This window comes from Moritella sp. PE36, from assembly GCF_000170855.1.
Taxonomy (GTDB): domain Bacteria; phylum Pseudomonadota; class Gammaproteobacteria; order Enterobacterales; family Moritellaceae; genus Moritella.
In genome coordinates this window covers 22,315-39,578 of record NZ_ABCQ01000033.1, presented here as the reverse complement: position 1 = coordinate 39,578, position 17,264 = coordinate 22,315, and the positions used below count along the sequence as shown (strand labels likewise).

General features: G+C 40.8%; 13 protein-coding genes and 2 pseudogenes. 8 read left to right on the top strand and 7 right to left on the bottom strand.

Features of this window, described 5'->3' with window-relative positions; genetic code table 11:
- The first annotated feature begins 101 nt into the window (after positions 1 to 101).
- Both PE36_RS16245 and PE36_RS24610 read left to right on the top strand, forming a co-directional pair.
- Complete coding sequence (locus tag PE36_RS16245) at positions 102 to 767, top strand: HAD family phosphatase (protein ID WP_006033136.1); 666 nt, start codon at positions 102 to 104, stop codon at positions 765 to 767.
- Positions 768 to 861: 94 nt separating this feature from the next.
- Complete coding sequence (locus PE36_RS24610) at positions 862 to 1,026, top strand: hypothetical protein (RefSeq protein WP_006033135.1); 165 nt, start codon at positions 862 to 864, stop codon at positions 1,024 to 1,026.
- A 24-nt stretch (positions 1,027 to 1,050) separates the two neighbouring features.
- On the opposite strand, the gene PE36_RS16240 is transcribed toward PE36_RS24610, so the two are convergent.
- The 3 genes from PE36_RS16240 to PE36_RS16230 all read right to left on the bottom strand — a co-directional run bounded on the left by PE36_RS16240 (position 1,051) and on the right by PE36_RS16230 (position 3,428).
- The gene (locus PE36_RS16240) at positions 1,051 to 1,344 is read right to left on the bottom strand and encodes a hypothetical protein (protein WP_006033134.1); all 294 of its coding nucleotides are present in this window, start codon (positions 1,342 to 1,344) and stop codon (positions 1,051 to 1,053) included.
- Between the two features lie 230 nt (positions 1,345 to 1,574).
- On the bottom strand, positions 1,575 to 2,732 hold the full coding sequence (locus tag PE36_RS16235) for an iron-containing alcohol dehydrogenase (protein WP_006033133.1): 1,158 nt from the start codon (positions 2,730 to 2,732) through the stop codon (positions 1,575 to 1,577).
- Positions 2,733 to 2,747: 15 nt separating this feature from the next.
- Entirely contained in the window at positions 2,748 to 3,428 is a 681-nt protein-coding gene (locus tag PE36_RS16230) for a type 1 glutamine amidotransferase domain-containing protein (RefSeq protein WP_043994656.1), read from the bottom strand.
- A 247-nt stretch (positions 3,429 to 3,675) separates the two neighbouring features.
- On the opposite strand from PE36_RS16230, the gene PE36_RS16225 reads away from it, so the two are divergent.
- Both PE36_RS16225 and PE36_RS16220 read left to right on the top strand, forming a co-directional pair.
- Entirely contained in the window at positions 3,676 to 4,581 is a 906-nt protein-coding gene (locus PE36_RS16225; RefSeq protein WP_043994650.1) for a LysR family transcriptional regulator, read from the top strand.
- A 109-nt stretch (positions 4,582 to 4,690) separates the two neighbouring features.
- Positions 4,691 to 5,074, top strand: coding sequence for a hypothetical protein (locus PE36_RS16220; protein ID WP_006033130.1), 384 nt, complete (start codon positions 4,691 to 4,693; stop codon positions 5,072 to 5,074).
- 146 nt (positions 5,075 to 5,220) lie between these two features.
- Here PE36_RS16220 and PE36_RS16215 read toward each other — a convergent pair.
- The 3 genes and pseudogenes from PE36_RS16215 to PE36_RS16205 all read right to left on the bottom strand — a co-directional run bounded on the left by PE36_RS16215 (position 5,221) and on the right by PE36_RS16205 (position 9,516).
- Positions 5,221 to 6,077, bottom strand: a pseudogene (locus PE36_RS16215) (PA4780 family RIO1-like protein kinase).
- Between the two features lie 124 nt (positions 6,078 to 6,201).
- Positions 6,202 to 8,298 carry a 3-hydroxyacyl-CoA dehydrogenase NAD-binding domain-containing protein gene (locus tag PE36_RS16210; RefSeq protein WP_006033128.1) on the bottom strand — a complete coding sequence of 699 codons (2,097 nt, stop codon included), beginning with the start codon at positions 8,296 to 8,298 and terminating at the stop codon, positions 6,202 to 6,204.
- A 3-nt stretch (positions 8,299 to 8,301) separates the two neighbouring features.
- Entirely contained in the window at positions 8,302 to 9,516 is a 1,215-nt protein-coding gene (locus tag PE36_RS16205; protein WP_006033127.1) for an acetyl-CoA C-acetyltransferase, read from the bottom strand.
- A gap of 209 nt (positions 9,517 to 9,725) precedes the next feature.
- On the opposite strand from PE36_RS16205, the pseudogene PE36_RS16200 reads away from it, so the two are divergent.
- From PE36_RS16200 to mobB, 4 genes and pseudogenes are all read left to right on the top strand, one after another.
- Positions 9,726 to 11,442 (top strand): annotated as a pseudogene (locus PE36_RS16200) (DEAD/DEAH box helicase).
- A 298-nt stretch (positions 11,443 to 11,740) separates the two neighbouring features.
- On the top strand, positions 11,741 to 12,778 hold the full coding sequence (locus PE36_RS16195) for an efflux RND transporter periplasmic adaptor subunit (RefSeq protein ID WP_006033125.1): 1,038 nt from the start codon (positions 11,741 to 11,743) through the stop codon (positions 12,776 to 12,778).
- A gap of 79 nt (positions 12,779 to 12,857) precedes the next feature.
- A complete protein-coding gene (locus PE36_RS16190) occupies positions 12,858 to 15,986 on the top strand; it encodes a multidrug efflux RND transporter permease subunit (RefSeq protein WP_006033124.1) in 3,129 nt (1,042 codons plus the stop codon).
- A gap of 174 nt (positions 15,987 to 16,160) precedes the next feature.
- Positions 16,161 to 16,718 carry a molybdopterin-guanine dinucleotide biosynthesis protein B gene (mobB, locus tag PE36_RS16185; protein ID WP_006033123.1) on the top strand — a complete coding sequence of 186 codons (558 nt, stop codon included), beginning with the start codon at positions 16,161 to 16,163 and terminating at the stop codon, positions 16,716 to 16,718.
- 22 nt (positions 16,719 to 16,740) lie between these two features.
- On the opposite strand, the gene PE36_RS16180 is transcribed toward mobB, so the two are convergent.
- Positions 16,741 to 17,193, bottom strand: a complete 453-nt coding sequence (locus PE36_RS16180) for a MerR family DNA-binding protein (RefSeq protein WP_006033122.1) — start codon at positions 17,191 to 17,193, stop codon at positions 16,741 to 16,743.
- Positions 17,194 to 17,264: the final 71 nt, after the last annotated feature.

Sequence of the window (17,264 nt, the reverse complement as noted above, 5' to 3'; positions counted from 1 at the left end):
CCAGCACCAAGTTACTTCAAGATTCTGATTGTGCATTTTTAAGCAGCTTGGGTATACTAGGCTCATTAAATACCTTGTGGTGAATATAGGATAAACAAAAAGTGAATTACCAAGCAGCTATTTTTGATATGGACGGACTACTTCTCGACACAGAGCGTGTATGTAAAGGGATCTTTGAGGAAGCATGTACATCGTTATCTATTCCTTTCTTAGAGGATGTTTACTTAGATATTATTGGCCGTAACTCTCAAGGCATTGAAAAAGTCATTCGCGCAGGTTATGGCAGTGATTTAAATTACCCAGTACTACATGAAGCGTGGCGCATTCGCTATAACGCCGTCGTTAAACACCAAGCCATCCCAGTCAAAGACGGTGTTGTTGAACTCTTAACTTGGTTAAAAAATAACAATATCCCGACGGCTGTTGCAACATCAACACAACAAGATGTGGCTAAAATCAAATTAAGTCTTGCCGGTTTAGACCACTATTTTGATAACTTAACCACCGGGTGCGAAGTTAAAAATGGTAAACCAGACCCTGAAATATATTTACTTGCTGCAGACCGCTTAAATATTCAGCCAGAGCAATGCTTAGCCTTTGAAGATTCTAATAACGGTGTACGCGCTGCTGTAAGCGCGAATATGCAAACATTCCAAATACCTGATCTTGTCCAACCAACTGCAGAAATATTGACATTAGGTCATACTGTAACCCATTCTTTATCAAACGTTTTAGCTACTCTAAAGAAAAATTCACAAGCAGCATAATAGACAACAACACGATTATCATTCCACCTCGAGTAACGTTTCTGCCAAAAACAAACTAAAATTATTGATATGCGGGTTATTAGAGGTAATCAATATGTCTGTATTTAACGAAACCATGCGCCAGAGAGGCAAAGCTGAAGAAGATATATTCTTTGCTAAGTTAGATCTTGAACTTATCTCGGCGCTACACAAAAAATTAGATAAAGAACAGCAACAAGAATTACAGCAAATACCAACGGACTCAGGTTACGATCGTTAGCGCTTAAACCTGCAAGTCAGATGCCTAATCAAAAAATAAAGAGACCAGCGCCTTCAAAGCACCATGATCAACTAATGTAACACTACCAACAACAAAAATGATCATGCCTGCAATGAAATAACGGAATAATCTATGTATTCCATCATCTAAAATAGCTTCCGGTGAGCTATTGCCGAATTGTATATCAGATTGCTGCCTATCGGCAGGCACTAGGATCTTTTTCTGTTGAAAATACCGATGTAAATTAAACCGAGCAATTGCCGCAAACAAAAAACCCGATAACATAATTACGCCCAACATCCACTCTAATTCAGTCATTACTCTTCCTTAAGTATAAATAACAACAATTCAATAAAATATATTAAATAATATTATCATTGAGTTATAACATCATTGAATTAAAAAAGTATGACACTAGGACTAATTTATGACTAATCGTCATTTTATAAGTAAAAAAAAAGCTGAAATGAATAATCATTCCAGCTTTTACTAATAACATGTTATTTACGACTAGTTAACGGTATAAATAAAGTGGTTAAGCTCTGAATTTACAATGCGGTCTCTAGAATTTGACGGCTTACTTCCAAGGTGATATTTTTACGTTCACCCAGTGCTACCATGCCGTGTTTCTCTAACTTCGCAATCAAATTATCAATGTCACTCGCTGTAATACCCGCTTCAGTAAGCGTTGTAGGAACTTCCATGGCTTTAAAGAAAGCTTCTGTTTTTGCTATCGCTTGATCGATTTTATCATCTTCATCAGCAACAGTAATATTCCAAACACGCTCTGCGTATTGCAGGAGTTTACTGCGTTTATCTTCACGAAGTACTTTCATTACTGCTGGTAATACGATAGATAAACTACGCGCGTGGTCAACGCCATGTGCAGCAGTCAGTTCATGGCCAATCATATGAGTTGCCCAATCATGTGGAACACCAGCACCAATAAGACCGTTTAGCGCCATCGTTGCTGACCACATAATATTACCGCGAATGTCTAAGTCGTCTTTCGTTTCAGGCTTTAATGCCTTTGGCCCTTCTTCGATAAGCGTTAACAATAGCCCTTCAGAAAAACGATCTTGTACTTTAGCGTTGATGCTATAAGTCATGTATTGTTCCATCGTATGAACAAATGCATCAACAACACCGTTACTGATTTGGCGATCAGATAGGCTTAAACTCACCGCAGGATCAAGGATCGCAAAAGCAGGTCGAACTAGCGGACTACCAAATGATAACTTGCTACCGTCACGCGTAATGACCGCACCACCATTTGACTCAGAGCCTGTGGCAGGCAAAGTTAACACAGCACCCAACGGCAATGCTTTAGTAATGGGTGCGCATTTACTTAAGATATCCCAAGCATCATCGCCTTCAAACACAGCGGCTGCAGCAATAAACTTACTGCCATCAACAACAGAGCCACCACCAACAGCAAGGATATAATCAACATTGTGCTCGTTAATAACGTTAACAGCTTTAATTAATTGGTCGTATGTTGGATTAGGTTCAATACCTGAAAATTCAACCCAATTATGCTCAGACAATGCCGCCACAACCTGGTCATAAACGCCATTTGATTTAATCGAACCGCCGCCATAAGTCACTAACACTTTAGCGTCTAATGGGATTTCTTTGCTTATCGCTTTAATTTGATCATCACCAAAGTGAATGCGAGTTGAGTTTTGAAACGTGAAATTCAACATGTTTGTTTCCTAGTATTAAGCGTGTGCGATTAGTTTTTCAGCTACTAATGCAGAAGACGCTGGATTTTGACCTGTAATGATCAAGCCATCTTGTACAGCAAACGGCGTCCAATCAGCAACCTTCTGATAGTCACCGCCACGCTTTACAAGCTCATCTTCTAATAAAAATGGTACTATATCAGTTAATTGTACAGCATCTTCTTCTGTATTTGAAAAACCTGTTACGGCTTTACCCTTAATTACATACTCACCTTCAGGTGTTTTAACATTCAGTAGCGCCGCACTTGCATGACATACCGCTGACACAGGTTTGTTATTTGCAATAAACGCAGCGAGTAAATCAATTGATGTTTGGTTATTCGTTAAATCCCAAAGTGGACCGTGGCCGCCTGGGTAAAATACGGCATCAAAGTCTTGCTCGTTTACATCAACGAGTTTCACTGTTGTCGCAAGCGCTTGCTGTGCGGCATCATCAGCGTCAAAACGACGAGTGGCATCTGTTTGCATGCTTTCATCGGCACTTTTAGGATCAATCGGTGGCTTGCCACCAGCGGGAGAAGCCAGCGTAATGTTCATACCGGCATCAAGGAACACATAATAAGGTGCAGCGAGCTCTTCAACCCAAAAACCGGTCTTTTCGCCTGTATTACCTAAATCTGCATGTGATGTTAAAACCACTAAAATATTCTTGATCATACTGTTGTTATTCATCATAGTTTCTCTCATTTTAAATTTAGACATCAATTCATGTCAAAACTGTTATGCAACTGTTTATTAACCGTTACTTGGTTTATTAATCGTTACTTGGCTTATTAATAGCTGCTTGTTAACAGCGAATAGAAACAGTCTATACCTCAACATATAATCTAACAATGCAGAGTATATTGACTACACTGTTCAATTTTTTGATACAATGCAGCGATTAGCATTATCTGGATTAGTTATGAATGTTTCATTTGAACAATTAAAAAGTATGGTTGTTTACGCACAGATTGTCGAACAAGGTACGCTTTCCGCGGCGGCTCGGCATTTAAACCTCTCACGTGCAGTGGTCAGTTACCATCTTAAAAAGCTGGAAACCCAGTTAGGGCTAAAATTACTTAATCGCACCACACGCAGCTTTACGCTCACCGAAGCTGGACAGCAATATTACCAGCACTGCCAAGAAATTGCCCACCAGGCTGAAGCCGCAAATCAACAAATAGAAAATTTAAAACACGAACCTGAAGGCTTATTAAAGATAACCTGTCCGGTCAATGTTGGATTGCAGATAATTGTTCCGGCATTAAACATGTTCAAGATCCAGTTTCCGAAGATTGAATTGGACATAATACTTACTGATGATATCGTTAACATCATGCAAGAAGGAATTGATCTGGCGATCAGAGGCGCACCATTGGTTGATTCAGGCTTGCAAGCACTAAAATTAATATCAATGAAAACCTGCTTATGTGCATCACCTGATTACTTAAACAAATATGGTAGACCCGTTTCACCAACTGAACTTAATGAACATAATTGGGTATTATATAAATTAAGCTCAAGTACCTTAACGCTATCCAAAGGCACTCGTGCTTATAGCGTTAGGCCAAAAGGGAGTATAAATACTAACAATGCAGCAGCACGTACAGCATTTGTTGAAGGGGGCCATGGTATTGCAAGGATCCCGCTTTACGATGCCGCCCCCAAGATTGCCTCACACAAACTCGAACAACTGTTGTCTGATTATGAGTTATCAAACATTGAGCTATACGGCGTTTTTCCACCGGGAAGCGCGGGTTCGAAAAAACATCGGGTGCTATTGAGTTTCTTAAAGGAACATTTCAATCACTTAGCGAAAATTATGTGACCACGATCGAACTATTACTTTTTAGGCATTATTAATCAAGTCTAAACGTCTCTAAACTAGGGTTTGAGGCTAGACTTAAAATTAGTTTTAAACAAGTGGAGATAAACCAATGCAAGCAGTCGCATTTATTAATGAGAAATCAGCACTATTAACAAACAATATAAATCAATTTCTCATGCATAAAATCAGTTACAGCGTTTTAAGTAACTTGGTATGGGATGTACTACAGGATTGGCAATCTCTAGATGTCGTAGACGAAAAGGTCTCAAGTGAAAAAGAGCAGATTTTTTGGTTTCTCATTTTTGAATTACATTATTGGGGTAAAGACAAATTAGAAAGTAATACCGAATTACGTAAAAATCTATATAACTGCGCATTATACTTAGAGCGTGAGCAAGACATGCCTAAACATTGCATTGGTTTACGACCAAATAGATTGGTTTCTGAAGAAACGTCAACAAACATGGAGCAAGATATCGTTACATCGCGTTAGCCCCTAAATTTATAGGCTATTAAGAAACATGGATAATAATCAAATCCGCATTTCAACATTATAAAAAACCCCTTAGAAATTAACATCGCTAAGGGGTTCATCATTTAACTTCAAATTATGACTTATCTAACATTCACTAATTCTGGTTATTCAACCTCTTCCGCAAATTGAATACGTGCTAAACGCTCCAGTTCTTCTTCTCGTGCTGCATTAATCTCGTCTAAAATACCTTCTACATCCGCAGATTCGGTACTCTCAACAAACTGACCGGTCAATTCAACGTCAACAGTGAGCTCTGCAGCTTCGTATAAAGCCCACATCTCTTTACCATACTTTGTATGAAGTAACTCAGGTGCATATTGTCCGTAATATTGAGTCATATTGTCAACATCACGTTCCAGCATCCACTTGGCATTATTGTTTGCTGACGCATCAACCGCTTGAGGCAAATCAATAATAACAGGTCCATGTTCATCAACAAGCACATTAAATTCGGATAAATCACCATGGATAAGTCCATCGCAAAGCATTAGCCTTACATAATGGATCACTTTATCATGATCAATTAAAGCCTGTTCAGGGCTTAATTCAACATCCGCTAAACGCGGCGCAGCAAAACCATCAGCATCGGTGACTAACTCCATGAGTAAGACACCGTCAAAGCAACCATAAGGCTCAGGAACGCGCACACCTGCATTATCTAAGCGATATAACGCATCAACTTCGGCATTTTGCCATATTTTTTCTTGTTCGTTACGCCCAAAGCTAGAGCCTTTTTCCATTGCACGAGCACGTCGACTGTTACGAACTTTACGACCTTCTCGATATTGCACCGCTTGTTTAAAACTGCGGTTCTCTACGTCTTTGTATACCTTCGCGCAACGGATCTCCTGACACAACGCACAACGTATACCGTTGCTTCTTTACCACTCATTAACTGACGTAATACTTCGTCAACAAGCCCGTCATCAACAAGAGGTTGTATTCTTTGAGGCACTTTCACTAGTTATTATTCCCTAGTTAACCGTTACATGAACCGGGGATAATAACATTAAGTGAATTTGTTTTAAAAGACTATCGCCTAATTTATGAACGGTCATCATTGAGTTTTTCAGTGATTAGTGGCTTTACCACTCAGATAAAATAGCTACTGGCGTGAATTGCGGGCCAAACTGCTCACACAATTGCTCTGCGCGCTGCTTAAAATCATCTACGCCATGGTGATCTATAAACTGTAAAACGCCACCCGTCCAAGCAGGAAATCCTAACCCTAAAATAGAACCGATATTAGCATCGCGCGTACTTGTCACAACACCTTCTTCATAAGCTCTAAGTGCTTCGAGTGATTGCACAAACAACAAGCGGTCTTTGACTGTTTCTATATCCCAGTTATCTTGGGTCGGAAATACATCAACTAACCCAGCCCATAATTGCTTGTGCCCTTGCCCGTTGTAATCATAAAAGCCTGCGCCCGCTAGTTTTCCACGTCGTTTTAATGCCAGAAGCTTATCTAACACAGCATCAGCCGGGTTATCAAGCAACTCTTTACCTTCGGCTTTAAAATCTAATCGGGCTTGATTCCGCACATGATCAATCAATGATAGGCTCACCTCGTCAGTAATAGCCAAAGGCCCCACTGGTAATCCGGCTTGAATAGCGGCATTCTCAATAACTTCAGCGGGAATGCCCTCACTTAACATACGCATACCTTCCGAAACATAAGTAAAAAACACACGCGAAGTAAAAAAGCCACGACTATCGTTAACCACAATGGGCACTTTACCAATTTGGATTACTAAGTCATAAGCTGCTGCCAGTGTCGCAGATGATGTTTTATCGCCTTTAATGATCTCGACGAGCGGCATTTTGTCTACCGGAGAGAAGAAGTGTAACCCAATAAAGTTTTCAGGTTTTGTCGACGCAGTAGCTAAACTTGAGATCGGTAATGTCGACGTGTTTGATGCCATGATCAGCTCATCTCCAACAGCTGTCAATATCTCAGTGATAGCTTGATTCTTAACCTTACGGTCTTCAAAAACAGCCTCAATAACCATATCACAACCGATTAAATCTGCTGATTCTTTGGATGGCGTAATACGCTGCAAAATTGTGCATTTTTCTTCATCTTCTAATTTACAGTTAGCTAATATCGATGCTGTATATGACTTAGCAAAGACCGCTTTTTCCAAACTAATATCTTTTAAGATCACGGTAATACCATGACTCGCTAATGCATAAGCAATACCCGCGCCCATCATACCTGCGCCTAATACCCCGACTTTACTAAATTTCTTCACCGGCAGATCAAGAGGACGAGAAGCCCCTGCTTTAATTTCATTATGCTGATGCCAAAACGTATTAATCATATTCTTAGCCACTTGACCACGAATGATACTAAGAAAATAACGTGTTTCTAACCTTAACGCTGTTTCAACATCCACTTCTGTCGATTCAATCATGACTGATAAGATAGCTTCAGGTGCGGGAAGGTTGCCTTGTGTTTTTTTCTTTAATGTAGCAGGCGCTTGAACAATCATGCTGACGACATTAGGGTCACTCATATTACCACCCGGTAGCTGATAGCCATTTATATCAAAACCTTGGCTAACCGGATGCTGCTGCGACAAGATCCAATTCGTTGCTTGCGCCATCATTTGAACATTTGATGTTGCGGTTTGATTTATCAAACCTAGTGTAAAGCCCTCTTCACTATCAAATTGTTTACCTTTAAGTAGATAAGGCATTGCCGCTTTCAAGCCGAGTAATCGTGTCATTCTAACAACGCCACCGACACCAGGTATTAAACCTAACGTGACTTCAGGTAAACCTAATAGCACATTTTTAACCAGCGCTACGCGATAATGACAGGCTAATGCTAACTCCCAGCCACTACCAAGTGCTGCACCATTAATACAAGCCACAACGGGTTTGCCACACGTTTCGAGCCAACGCATTGCATCTTTAAGCGAAGACAATAGTTGAAAGCTTTCCTCAATACCTTGTTCGGCACTTTGACTCAGTTCGGTTATATCACCACCAGCAAAAAAACTTGTTTTCGCAGACCGTAAAATGACACCGGTAAACGTCATCAGCTTGAGCTTGTTAACAGTCGTGACATAGTCATCAATAAAACTGCGATCAAGTAAATTCACCTTTGAAGCGGGTTTATCGAAAATTAAATGCACTATCCCTGCATCGTCTTGCTCTAAACGGATTGATGCCATACTTTACCCCTCCACACGTTCAATAATTGTTGCGATCCCCATGCCTCCACCGACACACAAGGTTACAAGGCCACGTTTCAAATTACGCGCTTCTAATTCATCTAACAATGTTCCTAAGATAATTGCACCAGTTGCACCGAGTGGATGACCCATGGCAATAGAACCACCATTAACATTGACAATATCAGGCGAGACATTAAGTTCACTCATAAAACGCATCACAACAGCAGCAAACGCTTCATTAACCTCAAACAAATCAATATCGGCTATGGTTAATCCAGCCACTGCTAATGCTTTTTTGGTGGCTGGTACAGGCCCAGTCAACATAATCGTAGGATCGGCACCAACCACAGCAGTAGCAACGATTCTTGCTCTGGGTTTTAAACCCCATTTAACACCCGCTTCAGCACTCCCCACTAACACTAATGCTGCGCCATCGACAATCCCAGACGCGTTACCCGGGGTATGGACATGTTGAATTTGTCCAACTTGTGGATAATGACGTTTAGCGACGCTATCAAACGCAGTTTGACCAAGGCGAGCAAAAGCAGGATTAAGTTTGGCTAATGAACTAACCGAGCAATCAGGGCGAACAAGCTGATCTTTATCAAGTAATAACATGCCGTTGCGATCGCATACAGGCACAACAGATTTATTGAATGCACCACGTTGCCAAGCCGCTGCGGCACGTTGATGGGAACGTGCTGCAAAAGTATCTACATCTTCGCGACTATACCCATCGAGTGTGGCAATTAAATCCGCACCAATACCTTGCGGCATATAATCAGTCGCTAAACTGGTTTCAGGATCCATCGACCAAGCGCCACCATCACTGCCCATTTTCACCCGCGACATGGATTCAACACCACCAGCGATAACAAGGTGCTCCCAACCAGAACGTATTTTCATCGCGGCTATATTGACTGACTCTAGCCCTGATGCACAAAATCGATTTAAACTCACCCCAGCTACATTGTCTTTCCAACCCGCCACTAACGCCGCTGTTTTAGCAATATCAGCCCCTTGCTCGCCAATAGGTGTAACACAACCCAATACTATGTCATCCACCGCGTCAGTATCAAAGCCGTGTCGTGCATGTAAATGGTTGAGTAAATCTGCTAATAGATTAACGGGTTTCACTTCATGCAAAGCACCACTGGGTTTGCCTAAACCTCGCGGCGTTCGAATTGCGTCATAAATGAAAGCTTGCGGGATCATCAATTACTCCTAAATACTTGTTTAAGTCTTACTATACGCGTATACATTAACAATACGTTAAGACCTACCTCAAAAATAGCACAATACTTTATCAATTTCCGAACAAGCTATTAACACCATGAATTTTCTAACAAACATATATACCGTATATACCTTTGCGTTATACTGTATCTCACTTGATGTAATAACCTAACAATGACAAATCTGATATGCCTCTTCGCGATTACCAACAAGCAGCTGTCGACGCTGCTTTAGCTCACTTTAGAAAATCGGATCTTACCAGCAGTCATTACACTGCCAACTGGTGCAGGTAAAAGTCACGTATTGGCTGAATTAGCCCGTCTAGCACGACACCCAGTCCTTATTCTTGCCCATGTAAAAGAATTAGTTGAACAAAATCACAGCAAATTTGAACATGATGGTTTTAAAGCCGGTATCTTTGCAGCCGGGTTAGGCAAGAAACAAGACGGTTTCAAAACAACGTTCGCCAGTGTTCAATCATTAAGCCGAAATCTGGATAAGTTTGACGGTTTTTACTCCTTGTTGATTATTGATGAATGCCACCGCGTTAGTTTAAGTGAAGATAGCCAATACCAAAAAGTCATTAGTCATTTGCAAAAGACCAACCCAAAGCTGAAAGTACTGGGGCTCACAGCGACGCCTTACCGTTTAGACAAAGGCTGGATATATAAAAAACACTATCAAGGTTATGTGAGAACAGAAGATGATACGCCTTTTGAAAGCTGTATTTACGAACTGCCGTTACGCTATCTGGTGCAAAAAGGATTCTTAACGACACCTGCAGTGATTGATGCGCCAGTTGCCCGTTATCAGTTTGATGATTTACCACGGGAATACAATGAAGTACAGTTAGATCAATTCTTAGCAAAAAGCCCACGTGTGACACAAGCGATCTGTAAGCAATTAATCGAGCTTGCCGCCAATCGTCAAGGCATCATGATCTTTGCTGCCAGTATTAAACATGCACAAGAAATATTTAAACTATTGCCAGACGAGCAAGCCGCTATCATCACAGGTAAAACAGCCATCAAAGAACGTGATGAACTGATCCGCCAATTCAAAGCCAAAGAAGTCAAATATCTGGTCAATGTATCCGTATTAACAACCGGATTTGATGCGCCACATGTCGATGTTATTGCCATTTTACGCCGCACCGACTCGGTGAGTTTATATCAACAAATCGCCGGTCGAGGATTACGTCTCGCAGAAGGAAAAACCGATTGTCTGATCATTGACTACGCCGGTAATGGATTTGATTTATACCAACCTGAAATCGGCTCAACCAAACCAAACAGTAATAGTGATTTAGTACAAGTCCCCTGCCCAAGTTGTGACTTTGCCAATCTTTTTTGGGGGATCACGGATGCAGATGGTGACATCATCGAACATTACGGCCGACGTTGCCAAGGTTTAATCGCACTCAGTAACGGCAGTGAAGAACAATGTAATTACCGTTTTAAATACAAGCAATGCCCACAGTGTAATGCCGAAAATGACATTGCCGCGCGTGAGTGCCAGCAGTGTCATGTTGATTTAATCGATCCAGACAATCAATTAAAAAAAGCCCTACAACTTAAAGATCGTAAAGTACTGCGTTGCTCCGGTATGTCAGCGCAAGTAGATGGCGAAAAAATAAAACTAAATTACCACGATGAAGACGGCGATGTTGTCAAAGAAACCTTCTATTTCAGTAATAACAAGCAACGCCAACGGTTTTACAGCATCTTTTCAAGAACGATCACAGGCTCACCTATCATCGCGACAACAGCCGAACAAATCGTTACCAATATTCAACAGCTTGTCGCACCGGATTTTGTCATTGCCAAAAAAGAAAAGTACTTCTGGAAAATTGAACATCGTATATTCGACTATAAAGGGAATTATCGTAAGGCCAATCAACAGTAACATCATTAACAATAAAATAAGCGCTCAATTCAGCCATAAATGCTTAATTTTAGGACAATCGACTGTCACTATTTTGGGTTGGTTGTCAACAAAAAAACCTGTAAACCTACCTCTTTGGTAAATATACGTAAATTAACTGTTTAAAGTTGTAAAACACTTGATTGAGTCCATTTACCCTCTAAAATGGGTAGAACGAATACATCATCTGAATGAGCTTTAATAAGTATTTATTGACAAGCTTAGTCTCACCTCAGAACTTATATAATTTTTATATAAAACCCCCGGAGTTTATCAATTCATGAAAAAGTGGACCTTTGCCATGTTACTAATTGCGCTGGCCTTATTTGGCAGTGTTATTGGTTTTAATCTTTTCAAACAAAAAAAGATAGCCGAATTTATGGCCAACAGACCAGAACCGGAGTTTCCAGTGACCGTTGTCGATACTAAGACATCAGATTGGATACCCACAATTCAAGCGATTGGTTTCATCGAACCTAATCAAGGTGTCAATATTGCCAATGAAGTAGCGGGTAAAATTGATAGCATCACTTTTGATTCTGGTACTAAAGTAACGAAAGGCCAACTATTAGTAAGCCTAGATTCTGACGTTGAAAGAGCAAACCTGAAAAGCTCGCAAGCAAAACTGAATGCCGCGAAGTCTAAATTCTTACGATACGAAGCGCTTTATAAAAAGAACGCCGTATCAAAAGAAGCATTAGATGAATCAGAAGCATCTTATTCTTCGCTACTTGCTGATATCGAAAGCCAAAAAGCAACGATTGCTCGTCGTCAAATCTCCGCACCATTCGATGGTGAAATTGGTTTACGTAATGTATTTTTAGGTGAGTATTTATCTGCTGGTACATCAATTGTTCGTTTAGAAGATACCAGTGTGATGCGTTTACGTTTCACCGTGCCACAAACACAAATCTCTAAAGTTTATTTAGGTCAAGAAGTTGAAATTTTTGTTGACGCTTACCCTGAAACAGCATTCAACGGTAAAATTAGTGCCATCGAGCCTGCTGTCAACTACCAAAGTGGTTTGATTCAAATCCAAGCGGATATTCCAAATAACGAATCACAACTACGTTCAGGTATGTTTGCACGCGCTAATGTGATCCTACCAACAATCAAAGATCAAATTACTGTTCCACAAACAGCAATTACATTTACGCTTTACGGTGACAATATTTACATTGTTCGTGAAGATGAAAATGGCGTTCTACGTGTAACACAATCTGTTGTTAAAGTCGGCGAGCGTATTGATGCAATCGCTCATATTTTAGATGGCGTTAAAGCAGCGATAAAATTGTTACATCTGGTCAAGTACGTTTAAGTATCACGCTAAAGTGCGTGTTGTTGAAACGATACATTGAATGTGCAGCTGAACACCAATGCTTTAATCCGGAGGATACATGCGCTTTACTGATATTTTTATTAAGCGTCCTGTTCTAGCGGTATCTATCAGCTTTTTGATTGCATTGCTTGGTGTACAAGCAATTTTCAAAATGCAGGTTCGAGAATACCCTGACATGACCAATACGGTTGTTACCGTATCTACTGGCTACTACGGTGCCAGTGCCGATTTGATCCAAGGCTTTATTACTCAGCCCTTAGAACAAGCGGTTGCCCAAGCCGATAATATCGACTTTATGACTTCATCGAGTGTATTAGGTAAATCAACAATTACCATCACGATGAAACTTAATACCGATCCCAATGCGGCATTATCTGATATTTTGGCTAAAACGAACTCAGTTCGTTCACTATTACCAAAAGAATCTGAAGATCCAACCGTAACTATGTCTACGGGTTCAACCACTGCGGTAATGTATATTGCCTTTAGCAGTGATGAGCTATCTTCAAGTCAGGTAACCGATTATCTTGACCGTGTGATCAATCCACAGCTATTTACCATTAGTGGTGTATCTAAAGTTGACATGTATGGTGGTATTAAATACGCACTACGTGTTTGGCTAGATCCATTAAAAATGGCTGCATATGATCTGACCGCTACCGAAATTATGGGAGTACTGAATAGTAATAACTATCAGTCGGCAACAGGTCAAGCGATTGGTGAATTCGTTCTTTATAATGGTAATGCCAATACGCAAGTATCAAGTACTGCAGAGCTTGAGCGTCTTGTTGTTTCTACTGACAAAGGCCAAGTTATCCGTTTGGGTGATATTGCTAAAGTTACGCTAGAAAAGAGTCACGACGTATATCGTGCATCCGCCAATGGTAAAGAAGCCGTTGTTGCAGCCGTAAATGCCGCGCCAACAGCAAACCCTATCACCATTGCTGCTGATGTATTAGCGATATTACCCGAACTTGAACGTAACTTGCCGACTAACATCCACATGAACGTTATGTATGACTCGACAGTTGCGATTAATGAATCAATTAAAGAAGTAATTAAAACGATTATCGAAGCAGCGCTTATTGTGATCGTGGTCATTACTTTATTCCTTGGTTCATTCCGTGCCGTCATCATTCCTATCGTCACTATCCCGCTCTCACTGATTGGTGTAGCGATGATTATGCAGTCATTTGGTTTCTCGTGGAATTTAATGACACTACTGGCAATGGTACTGGCAATTGGTCTGGTGGTAGATGACGCGATTGTTGTATTAGAAAATATTGACCGGCATATTAAACTCGGTGAATCGCCCTTCCGTGCCGCCGTCATTGGTACACGTGAAATCGCAGTGCCTGTTATTGCAATGACAGTAACACTGGGTGCGGTATATGCGCCGATTGCGTTAATGGGTGGTATCACGGGTGCGTTATTTAAAGAATTTGCCCTTACTCTAGCGGGCGCGGTATTTATTTCTGGTATTTTAGCTCTCACATTATCGCCGATGATGTGTTCTAAAATCTTGATAGCCAATGCTAAACCAAGCAAGTTTGAACAAATCGTTCATGCCTTCCTTGAACGTATGACTAATACCTATGAAAAAATGATCAGTGCAGTAATGCAAAAGCGCCCTGTTATGATCGCATTTGCAATTATCGTATTTGCTGCTTTACCTATGCTGTTTAAATTTATTCCAAGTGAACTTGCACCGTCTGAAGATAAAGGTGTAATGATGATGCTGGGTACTGCGCCATCAAATGCGAACTTGGATTACATTCAAAACTCAATGGATGAAGTTAACGCAAAACTAAACGAACAACCTGAAATTGCCTACGCACAGATCTTCTCTGGCATACCTAACTCAAACCAAGCACTTGGTATTGCGTCTATGGTGCCTTGGAGTGAACGTGAAGCAAGTCAAGCTGAAATAGTTAAACGTGTTACGGGCTTAGTTAAAGATGTACCGGGCATGTCAGTTATTGCTTTCCAAATGCCTGAATTACCAGGTGCAGGTTCGGGTCTGCCTATTCAGTTTGTTATTACTACACCGAATAGCTTTGAAAGCCTATTCCAAGTCGCTAGTGATGTATTAACTGAAGTGAAAGCTAATCCACTCTTCGTTTATTCTGATTTAGATCTTAACTTCGATTCAGCAACAATGAAGATCAACATCGATAAAGACAAAGCTGGCGCTTACGGCATTACCATGCAAGACATTGGTATTACGCTAAGCACGATGATGTCTGATGGTTATGTTAACCGTATCGATTTAAATGGTCGTTCATACGAGGTTATTCCTCAAGTTGAACGTAAGTATCGCTTAAACCCAGAATCAATGAATAGCTACTATGTTCGTGCAGCTGACGGTAACGCAGTTCCTCTGGGCAGCTTGATCAGCATTGATGTTGTTGCTGAACCACGCTCACTTCCTCACTTCAACCAGCTAAACTCAGCAACCATTGGTGCTGTACCGAGTCCTGGTGTTGCTATGGGTGATGCAATTGCATGGTTCGAAAACACAGCTTCATCTAAGCTACCAAAAGGTTACCGCTATGACTTTATGGGTGAATCACGTCAGTTTGTAACGGAAGGTAGTGCGTTATACATGACCTTTGCACTGGCACTGGCAATCATTTACCTCGTACTGGCGATCCAGTTTGAATCGGCACGTGACCCTTTAGTTATCATGGTTTCGGTACCGTTAGCAGTATCAGGCGCGTTGGTTTCTCTTGCTTGGGGACTATCAACCATGAATATCTATTCTCAGGTTGGTTTGATTACCCTCGTCGGTCTGATTACTAAACACGGTATCTTGATCTGCGAAGTAGCAAAAGAAGAACAGCTACATCATGGTAAAAACCGAACCGATGCTGTTATTGAAGCAGCTAAAGTACGTTTACGTCCAATCCTAATGACAACAGCAGCAATGATTGCGGGTCTTATCCCGTTAATGTATGCAAGTGGTGCAGGTGCTGAGCAGCGCTTTAGTATTGGTATTGTGATCGTATCTGGTCTTGCAATCGGTACGCTGTTTACCCTATTCATCTTACCTGTAATTTATTCATTCCTTGCGACTGAACATAAACCATTACCGGTATTCGTTGAAGATGAAGAGCTTGAAGAAAGTGATAAACAGCATGCAATCGCATGTGCGAAAGCAGCTTCTGAAGAAAAACCAGCAAGTTAGTTTACACATATAATCGGCAGCTAAATCATGCCGTAATCAGTTCTAAATCAATATCTATGTAGAATTGATGTAAAGAGGTCGCTTATGCGGCCTCTTTTTTTACCTATAACTTAAATTAAAAGGTATATTAACTTCCCCCCATTAACTTTATCATCCTGTAATTGAGTATTCAACATGACTTCTTTAGAGCACTTCCCTATCCCGTTACTTGGTTTTGCTGCGTTTAGTGGCACAGGTAAAACCACATTAATCACCCAACTATTACCAAAATTAACCGAACGCGGTCTACGTATCGGCATGGTGAAACACAGCCATCATGATATCGAAATGGATAACCCAAAAAAAGACAGTTATAAATTGAGAAAAGCGGGTGCTTGCCAAATGGTACTTGCATCGCCACATCGCACAATTCTGTTTGCGGAACAAGAGTTGGCCGAACAAGATGAATCTGAAGAGCCTAAACTGATCACCCAGCTGAATTGGCTTAACACTGATGAATTGGATTTGGTGCTAGTCGAAGGATTTCGTCATGAAGCCTTTACTAAAATAGAGCTGCATCGGCCTAGTTTAGGCAAACCGATATTAGCAAATGAAGATAAACACATTATTGCAATCGCTACGGACGCGGTAATTGATCAAAAGGCATTATTCGACAAAGGGCTGACTTATTTAGATTTGAACGACATTAATGCCATCACTGACTTTATCGTCCAATACAGTCAACAAGGATGAATCCAACAGCCTATCACTCAGCCTATGACGTTAAAGACTCAGGTTGGTCTTTATGAGTTAATTCATCAAGGTAATCTTGATAGCTTGATTCAATGTCGATATTGCATGCGGTTAAATCTTTCATCGCAATATTTTCTAATGCCTCAAGCTCTGCAATATTTTCTTGCAAGGCAAGTTGCTGCTCACGTAGCTCATCTAACCGCGTACGGCTCTGATGTAACATGTATAACATACGTGGCGGACTATCTGGTTTATCATCATACAACGCCAAATAATGCTTTGCTGACTCCAAGCTAATACCTAGACGCTTACTGCGTAAAATAATAATTAAACGGGCACGTTGACGATAATCATAATACATAAACCGTCCACGACGTTCAGATTGTAATAATCCCTTCGTCTCATAAAAACGGATAGCTCGTCGCGTGATCGAGAATTCATTTGCAAGATCTGCCGCGGTATAATACGTCGTCATTTAGTGTAACCCTTATTTAACTCTTACTGATCTCATATGGAACGAGGCTTTTTACTTAGCAATGAATAATT